Annotated in this window: 4 protein-coding genes and 1 pseudogene; 1 reads left to right on the top strand and 4 read right to left on the bottom strand. The window is 76.5% G+C overall.

Annotation, left to right across the window (positions count from 1 at the left end; translation table 11 throughout):
• From DEH69_RS02105 to DEH69_RS02090, 4 genes and pseudogenes are all read right to left on the bottom strand, one after another.
• Positions 1-2566 (bottom strand): annotated as a pseudogene (locus tag DEH69_RS02105) (hypothetical protein); the annotation flags it as partial.
• Between the two features lie 44 nt (positions 2567-2610).
• Positions 2611-3504, bottom strand: coding sequence for a hypothetical protein (locus tag DEH69_RS02100; protein ID WP_258534371.1), 894 nt, complete (start codon positions 3502-3504; stop codon positions 2611-2613).
• The gene (locus DEH69_RS02095; protein ID WP_113685110.1) at positions 3501-5012 is read right to left on the bottom strand and encodes a hypothetical protein; all 1512 of its coding nucleotides are present in this window, start codon (positions 5010-5012) and stop codon (positions 3501-3503) included. The genes DEH69_RS02100 and DEH69_RS02095 overlap by 4 nt, the downstream gene beginning before the upstream one ends.
• A gap of 61 nt (positions 5013-5073) precedes the next feature.
• Complete coding sequence (locus DEH69_RS02090; protein WP_113685109.1) at positions 5074-7542, bottom strand: SpoIIE family protein phosphatase; 2469 nt, start codon at positions 7540-7542, stop codon at positions 5074-5076.
• A gap of 178 nt (positions 7543-7720) precedes the next feature.
• On the opposite strand from DEH69_RS02090, the gene DEH69_RS02085 reads away from it, so the two are divergent.
• Positions 7721-8191, top strand: coding sequence for a Crp/Fnr family transcriptional regulator (locus tag DEH69_RS02085; protein ID WP_113685108.1), 471 nt, complete (start codon positions 7721-7723; stop codon positions 8189-8191).
• Positions 8192-8214 lie beyond the last annotated feature (23 nt).

Genomic DNA, 8214 nt, shown 5'->3' with positions numbered 1-8214 from the left:
GCGACGAGCTGGCCCCCATCCCCGCCGTCGTCACCCTCTCGCGCGACGCGAGGCGGGCCGCCAGGCGGCGGTCGGCGGCGATCCCCGCGGCCAGCGCGCGGATGTCGGCGTCGCGCGCGGTGGCGCGCTCGCGCAGGGCGTGGCGCTCAGCGTCGGCGGCGCGTTCGTCGTGCATCGCGGGGTTGGGCGGGACGAGGAAGACGCCGCTGTCCCGGCCGTCGGGCGGCGGGGTGGGGGCGAGCAGGGCGGCGGCGGTGCCGACGGCGACGGCGGAGCGGGGCAGCAGCGCGGCGCCGCCCAGCGCCTCGCGGGCGCGGGCGTGGCTGCCGGGGTCGGTGATGATCACGCCGTCGACCAGCTCGGGGCGCGCGGCGAGGACGGCGGCGTGGTCGACCGGGTCGACGGCCTGGGCGAGATAGCGCCAGCCCGGCAGCGCGGGGATGCCGTGCTCGCCGAGGAACTCGACGGTGGCCAGCACGTCGGGCCCCGGCGGCAGCAGCCCGCCGTCGCCCAGGGCGCCGAGGATGCGGGAGTCGTCGGCGGCGGCGGTCCGCAGGTCGAACAGGCGGCGCTCGGCCGTCGCGACGGCCTCGTCGAGCAGCTCGCCCAGGGTCTCGGCTGAACGGTCCACCTCGTCGGCCGTCAGCGGCGCCTGGCCGCCCGCGGCCCCGGCCGCATCGGCCGCATCGGGCCGCTCGCCCGGCGCGGGCGCGCGGGCGAGGCCGAGCAGGGTGGCCAGGCGCTCCTCGCCCGCGAGGGCGGCGGCCGCGCGGTGCTCGGCCGCGTGGGCCGCCTCGGCGGCCTGGGCGGCGTCGGCGGCGCGGGCCGCGGCAAGCTCGGCGGCCGCGTGCTCGGCGGCGGCGGCCCTGGCCTCGTCCGCGGTGCGGGCCGCGGCCTCCCTGGCCGCCTCCCAGGCGGCGACGGCCGTCCGCTCGGCGTCGCTCGCGGCGAGCGCCGCGCGCGCAGGGTCGGCGTGCGCGCCCGCGCCGTCGAGCCAGCCGGCGCTGACGGCCTCCGCGGTCTCCTGCTCGACCTCGGCGAGGCGCTGGCGCAGGTGCTCGGCCTCGCTGCGGGCGCGTTGGGCCTCGGTGGCGGCCGCGGTGGCGTCGCGGTGGGCGGCCTCGGACGCGGCCCTGAGGGCGGCGGCGCGCTCCTCGCCATCGGCCGCGACGCCCTCGCTCGCGGCGGCGGCCGCGTGCAGGGCGCGCACCAGCGCGGCCGCGGCCCGGCCGCGGGCGGCCAGGGCGGGGGCGGCGTCCCGCTCGGCCTCGCGGATCGCGGCGGCGACGCGGGCGGAGCGGTCGGCGGCGGCCCGGTGGGCGAGGACCGTCTCGGCGGCCTGCCACGCGGCGTGGAGCGTGCGGGCCTCACTCAGCTCCCTGCGCTGCGCCGCGGCGGCCTTCTCCGCGGCGGCCAGCGCGAGCGAGGCGTGCCTGAAGTCCAGCTCGGCGGCGGTGCGGGCCGCGTGGGCCCGCGAACGGTCGGCGTCCGATGCCGCGGCCGCCGCGGTGGCGACGCGGGCGGCCAGCTCGGCGGCGCGGGCCCGCTCGGCCACGCCCCTCGCGGCCAGCCGCTGGGCGAGGGCGCGGGCGCGGCGCTCGGCGGTGCCGTGCACGGCGCGGGCGGACTCGCGCTCGGCCGCCGCCTCGGTGACGCGGGCCAGCAGGTCGAGCGACCCCGCGGTGAACTCCCGCTCGGCGGACAGCTCGGCGCGGCGGCCCAGCTTGTGGGCGAAGCCATGCACGAGGTCGGCGAGCCCGTCGGTGTCGCGGGTGTCGGTGACGGCGCGCAGCAGCAGGTCGGTGAAGTCCGAGTCGTTCTTCACGGAGAACAGCCCCGCGGCCTCGCCCTCGTCGGCGTTCATCTCGCGCTGGTACCTGAACAGCTCGGGGTCGAGGCCGAGGCGGCCCAGGTGGTCGACCCAGCGCTCGTGGACCTCCTCCCAGACGACGTCGAGGTTGGGGTAGGACTTGCCCGTCTCGGTCAGGACGTCGCGGAAGCCCTTCATGGTGCGGCGCCTGCCCCTGGCGCCTGAGGTGCCGTCGGCGGCGTCGGCGCGCGGGCGCAGCACGGTGGACTCGGCGACGGGCAGCGAGTCGAGGCTCATGCCGGGCCCCGGCCTGAACGAGTACCACGCCTCGGCGAACCTGCGCGGGTCGCTGCTCACCTGGCGTCCTCGCCACTCGCTGACCTTGCCGACCACGACGGTCTCGCCGGTGAGGGTGTGCTGCCACTCGAGGGCGACATGGCCGCAGTCGTCGGCGAGCAGGAACTTGCGGAGCACGCCCGAGCTGGCGCCGCCCAGGGTGTTGCGGTGGCCGGGGAGCATCACCGAGAAGATCAGCTTGAGCAGCACGGACTTGCCCCCGCCGTTCTCCAGGAAGAGGACGCCCGCCGGGGCGGGGCGGCGGGGCGGCCCCACGGGCTCCTCCTCGAAGAAGTCCGCCTGGGCGGGCGCGGGGCTCGGCACGGGGTCGCCGACATCGCGCAGGTCGAGCACGGTGTCGGCGTAGCGGGCGCCAGCCGGCCCGATGGAGTAGAGGCGGATCCGGGACAGCTCGTACATGGCGGGTCTCTTCGGGGTGTGCGCGGGCGCGGGTCGGGCGTGGGTCAGCGGTGGAACGGGAGCCCCGCCCCGTCCACCAGGTCGAGGGAGTCGTCGGTCGCGGCCGGGACCAGGGAGCCGGAGCCGTCGTCCGTGGGGACGACGCCGAGGGCCAGCAGCTCGGACATCGCGGCGCCTGCCGCCATGTCCCTGACCTGCAACTGGTAGCGCGCGGTGGTGCGGTACGCGCCCCCGGCGTCGTCGCCGGTGCGCTGGAGGAAGCCGGAGTCGGCGAGGAACGCGACCGCCTTGCCGACGATGCCGGTGGTCGAACCCGCCAGCCTGCGGGCGTCCTTGGTGGCTCCGGTGGCGCTGCGGCGGGCGAAGACCCGCCAGGCGGCCTCGAGTCCGGGGGCCTCGGTGGCCGGGTCGGTGTTCTCCCCGTGCTCGGCGGCGCGCTCCTCGAGGCGGCGGCACGCCTGGCGGACGAACGCCTCCACGCCGTTGACCGTGATCCGGCCGAGGTATCCGTCGTCGGCGAGGTCTTCGGGGCGGGGGAACGCCAGGGCGGCGACGGCGAGATGGGCCAGGCCGTGCAGGAAGCGGTCGGCGGTGTCGGCGGTGGCGCGGCGGGCGTACTCGCCCATGCGGACGGCGAACACGGAGTCTTCGGCGGCGGTGACGGCCATCCCGGCGCGCGGCGAGACCTCGAGGACGACCAGGCCGAGCCCCGTGGCAACGGCGTCGGCGACCCTGGCGAACGCGGGGTCCTCCTGGTGGCGCCGCAGGAGCCCGGCGTACTCGGCGTCGCGGGCCGGGACCAGCTTGGGCTGGAGGCCGAAGGAGACCAGGCGCGCGGCGTCGGCGGCGTCCGCGGGGGTGAGCGGGCGAGGGGCATCGGCGCGTGTGCCGTCGGGGCGCGCGCCGTCGGGGCGTGGCTCGGTGCGGCTGTCTGTCATGGGACTTCCTCGTGTGCGGCGTGCTCGACCCGGCTGAGCAGGGCGGTGCCGACGATCAGGTCGGCGCCGCCGAAGTCGGGGTCGGCGAGCGGGGTGCCGTCGTCGACGGCGAACAGCAGCCTGGACTCGCCCTGGCGGTGCGCGGTGCCGACGGGCGGGCTCGCGGCGTGCACGGCGAGCAGCGCGACCAGGTGCGGCAGGTCGGGGTCGGCGCGGCGCGCGTCGGCGAGGAGCCCGGAGAGGCGGCGCGGGGCGTCCTCGGGGAGCTGGAGCAACTCCAGGGCTGCGGCGAGCTGTTCGTCGCTGAACCTGCTGTCGTCCGGGGTGGCGACCAGGTCGGGCTCGGGCAGCTCGGCGCCCAGGTGCTCGCGGGGCGCGGGCGGGGTGAGCAGCAGCTCGACGAGGTCGGCGAGGCGGACGGCGCCGGGCGGGCGCGGCCCGGTGCCGCGGGCGAAGAAGGCGTCGGTGACGCGGGTGGCCCGCTCGACGGGGAGGGGAAGCAGCGGCGCGAGGAGCTGCCCGTGGAGGTCGGTCCCGGCGCGGGCGGCGGGCGGGCGGAACGCCTGCCGGTCCTGCTCGGCGCGGAAGAGGGGCCCGGCCTCGAGGAGCCTGCTCTGGAGGCGGGTGTGGCGGCGGATGCAGTCCTTGACGATGTCCACCAGCTCGGCGGCGCGCAGCTTGTGCCCGGTGTCGACGGCCTCGTCGCGGGCGCGGCGGATGTTCGTCAGGATGGCGTTCTCGTGGCGGTAGCGGTCGGCGATGTGGTCGAGGGCTTCGGCGATGAGGTCGGGGACAGTGTGCAGCCAGTCGACCGCGCGGACGTCGCGCCGGGTGGTCTCCAGGGTGCGGCGCAGCGTCTCGGCGTACTGCACCGTGCGGTAACGCGCCTGCTCAGCGGCCAGCTGGGCGTCGGCGAGGCGGCCGCGGCTGATGAGCACGTCGAGCTTGACCTCGGCGGCGATCTGCGCGCTGGTGACATCGGTGTCGAGGGCGCCCACCAGGACGTTGACCGCCTCGTCGGTGGTGCGCAGATAGACCCCGCCGCCGGGTCCCGGGACCTCCTCGATGAGCTTGAAGTCGTAGTCCCTGCGGACATAGGCGCCGTCGGGGTCGAACGTCCCGTAGACCGCGCGGAATCCGCGGTCGACGCTTCCGACGTTGATCAGGTTGTCCAGTACCCAGCGGGCGACGCGCTCGTGCTCGGTGGTGGGGCGGCCTGGGGCCTGGGCGGCAACGCGGGGCAGCAGGCGGGCGACTATCTCCTCGTGGTCGGCGCCGGTGTCGAAGTCCATGCTGAGGGTGACGTGATCGATGGCGGCGAGCGCCACCTCGGCCATGGCGTAGGTGCCGTACTCGCCCGCGAGGTTGGCCTTGCGGGCGTCGAGGTCGTGCAGCGGCGCGGTGCAGGCCAGGGCGCGCAGCCGACGGGCCAGCCCCTCGTCGGCCGCGGGCCCCGGGGCGGTCCTGGCCGGGGTCGTGGAGTCGATCTCTTGCGCACGTACGGTCACGAGCCACACCTTAGGCGTTCCCACTGACAACCCCGCCCGGCGGCCGATCCGAATGACGCCCCTACGGTCCGCCCCGCTCCATCAGCTGTTCGGTCCAGATCGTCTTGCCCGAGACGGTGTAGCGGCTGCCCCAGCGGTGGGCCACCTGGGCGACCAGGAACAGGCCGCGGCCGCCCTCGTCGGTGGGGCGGGCGCGGCGCAGGTGCGGCTGCGTCTCGCTGGGGTCGGACACCTCGCAGACAAGGGTCTTGTCCCTGATGAGCCGAAGGCCGACCGGGCCGCCCGCGTAGCGGATGGCGTTGGTGACCAGCTCACTGACGATCAGTTCGCTGGCGAACGCGTGCTCGGCGAGGTCCCAGTCCTTCAGCCGGGCGATGACGGCGTCGCGGGCCCTGCCCACGGCGGCGGGGTCGGCGGGGAACTCCCAGTCGGCGACGGCGTCGTCGGGCAGCGTCCGCACGGTCGCGGCGAGCAGGGCCACGTCGTTGGCCGGGGCGCGGTCGGGCAGCAGCGCGTCGAGGACGGCGCGGCCGACCGTCGCCGGGGCGTCGCCCGCGGCGGCCGACGCGGTCACCCGGTCGCGCAGCAGGGCGAGTCGGCGCGCGCGGCCCTGGACGCCGTCGGCCCCGCCCTCGCCGGAGCGGGCGACGAGCTGCTCGCTGAAGAACAGCAGCATGCTGCCGGGTGCGAGGCGCAGCCTCGCCGCCTCGAACGGGGTGCCGCCGATGCCGAGGGCGGGCCCAGGGCTGAGGGTGACGTCCCTGGCCGGGCCGCCTGGCTCGGCGACCACCGGAGGGACGCGCCCGGCCGCGGCCATGGCGCAGTGCCCTGTTACGGGGTCGTAGACGCAGTACAGGCACGTGGCGCCGATGGCGCCGCCGCGTGTGCCGTCGGGGTGCGGCTCGACATCGGCGAGGCGGATGGCGAGGTCGTCGAGGCGGTTCAGCAGCTCGTCGGGGGCGAGGTCGAGGTCGGCGAGGGTCTGGACGGCCGTGCGGAGCCTGCCCATCGTGGCGGTGGCGCTCAGCCCGTGCCCCGCGACGTCGCCGATGACGAACGCGACGCGCGCGGAGGAGAGCGGGATGACGTCGTACCAGCTGCCGCCGATGCCCGCCGCGGTGGTCGCTGGCACATAGCTGCCCGCGGCGCGCGCGGCGCTGAACGCGAAGTCGGGCTGGGGCAGCAGGCTGCGCTGAAGGCTCTCAAGGGTGCGGTGCTCGCGCGTGTAGCGGCGGGCGTTGTCGACGCTGAGCGCGGCGCGTGAGCCGATCTCATCGGCCAGCTCGGCGTCCCAGTCGCCGAACGCCGGGCGCCCCGGCGAGCGCCACACGGCGAGCGAGCCGAGCACCTGCCCCCTGGCGCGCAGCGGGACGGCCATGCGGGAGCCGCGCTCGTCGGGCAGGAGCCCGCGGTCGTCGGCGCCGGGGCGGGCGCCAGGGGCGTCCTCGACGGATCCGGTGCGCAGCTCGGTGACCTCGTCGTCGCGCAGGGTGCGCGCCTCGGACGCGGCGTGGCCCGGTGGGTGGTGGATCCGGAACGTCGCGCCGCAGGCGTGCGCCCCCGGCGGCCACGCGCCGTCGGCCGCCACGGCGGCGACCCGGCGCACGGGCGCGCCGTGGTGGACCGCGCCCGGCTCGTCGCCGGTGAGCAGCGCCTCGGAGAGGTCGACGGCGGCGAGGTCGGCGAACCGGGGGACCAGCACGCGGGCCAGCTCCTCCGCGTTGCGGGTGACGTCGAGGGAGGGGCCGATGCGCTGGGCGGCGTCGTGCAGCAGGTCCATCCTGCGGTCGGCGAGCCGCTGTTCGGTGACGTCGCTGAAGATGCTCAGCACGCCGAGCGGGCGGCCCCGGTTGTCCTGGAGGCGGAGCGCCGACCTGGCCAGCAGCCGCTCGCGCAGCGGGGCGGCCTTCAGGCGCCCGGAGTGCTCCCACTGGACAAGCGGCTCGCCGACGGCGGTCACGCGCCGGAACCGCTCAAGCGTCGCGCGGGCGTCCTCGTCCACCAGGATGTCGTCGAGCGCGGCGGGGAGGGTGAACGCCCAGGGCACGCCGGCGGTGCGGGCGACCTCCGTGGAGTCGGCGTTGATGCGCGTGATGCGCAGGTCCGCGTCGTGGATGGCCAGGCCGACCCTGCTCTGCGAGAACAGCGCGCGCATCAGCGCGCGGTTCTCCTCCTGGCGGCGGGCCTCGTCGCCCGGGGTGAGGGCGACGAGCTGGCGGGGCGCGTGGTCGGGCAGCAGCGGGAAGACGTCGATCCGCACGTCGGCGCTTCTGCCGTCGGGGCGGCGCAGGGTCACAAAGCCGTGCCCCACCTCGTGGATGTCGGTCAGCTCCTCCAGGTCGGCCCACACGCCGGGGTCGCCGACGAGCTCCGAGAACCGCGCGCCGCGCAACTCGCCGGGGCGGCGGCCGATCAGCCGCTCGGTGCTCGCGGTGCCCGTCAGGATCCGGCCGTCGCGGTCGAGCAGCAGGAGGGCGGCGGCTCCGCCGAGCGGGCGGTTGAGGCGCCCCGAGTGCGGGATCGCGTTCACATTCCTCCTCGGCCACGCGGCGCCCTTCGTCTCCCCCTTTGTCTCCCCTGATCCCCCACTGTCCAGGACACGAGGGCGCGCGGCGACTTCACCTGCACCGTTCCGGGATGCGGAGCTGAGCCGTTCGGGGTCCAATGGCAGGGCGGGGACACCGGCGGGACCGCGAGGAGGCTCGGAGATGACGGCTCCACGGCGGCTGCTGCGCGTGCTCCCCGCCGAGTACCGCGACCGGCTCATGGAGGTGGCCTCCGAGGTCTCGTTCGCGCAGGGGGAACGGATCTTCGAGGAGAAGGGGCGGGCCGACGAGTTCTGGATCATCCGCTCGGGGACGGTGACGCTCGACCTGCGCCTTTCGGGAACGCGGCCCACGGCGGTGTCGTCCCTCGACTCGGGGGATCTGCTGGGCTGGTCCTGGCTCTTCCCGCCGTACGAGTGGGACTTCGGCGCCGAGGCGCTGAGCCCCGTGCGGGCCTACCGGTTCGACGGCGCCGAAGTGCAGGAGCTGTGCGACCGCGACCCGGCGTTCGGCTACGCGCTGCTGCGGGTGATCGTGGAGGTCCTGGCCCACCGGGTGCGGGCGGCCCGGACGCGCCTGCTCGACCTGTTCGCCCCGCACGCCGGTCGGACCGGTCAGGGTTTCGCCTTCTGAACGTCGCGCTGAACGTCGCGCTG

The organism is Streptomyces sp. PT12 (genome assembly GCF_003311645.1).
Taxonomy (GTDB): Bacteria; Actinomycetota; Actinomycetes; order Streptomycetales; family Streptomycetaceae; genus Streptomyces.
This window is presented reverse-complemented; position numbering and strand designations above follow the sequence as displayed.

What these genes read in the sequence shown, in the direction of transcription:
- DEH69_RS02100 (WP_258534371.1), bottom strand. Translation starts at nt 3,504, where the DNA reads ATGACAGACAGCCGCACCGAGCCACGCCCCGACGGCGCGCGCCCCGAC.
- DEH69_RS02085 (WP_113685108.1), top strand. Translation starts at nt 7,721, where the DNA reads ATGACGGCTCCACGGCGGCTGCTGCGCGTGCTCCCCGCCGAGTACCGC.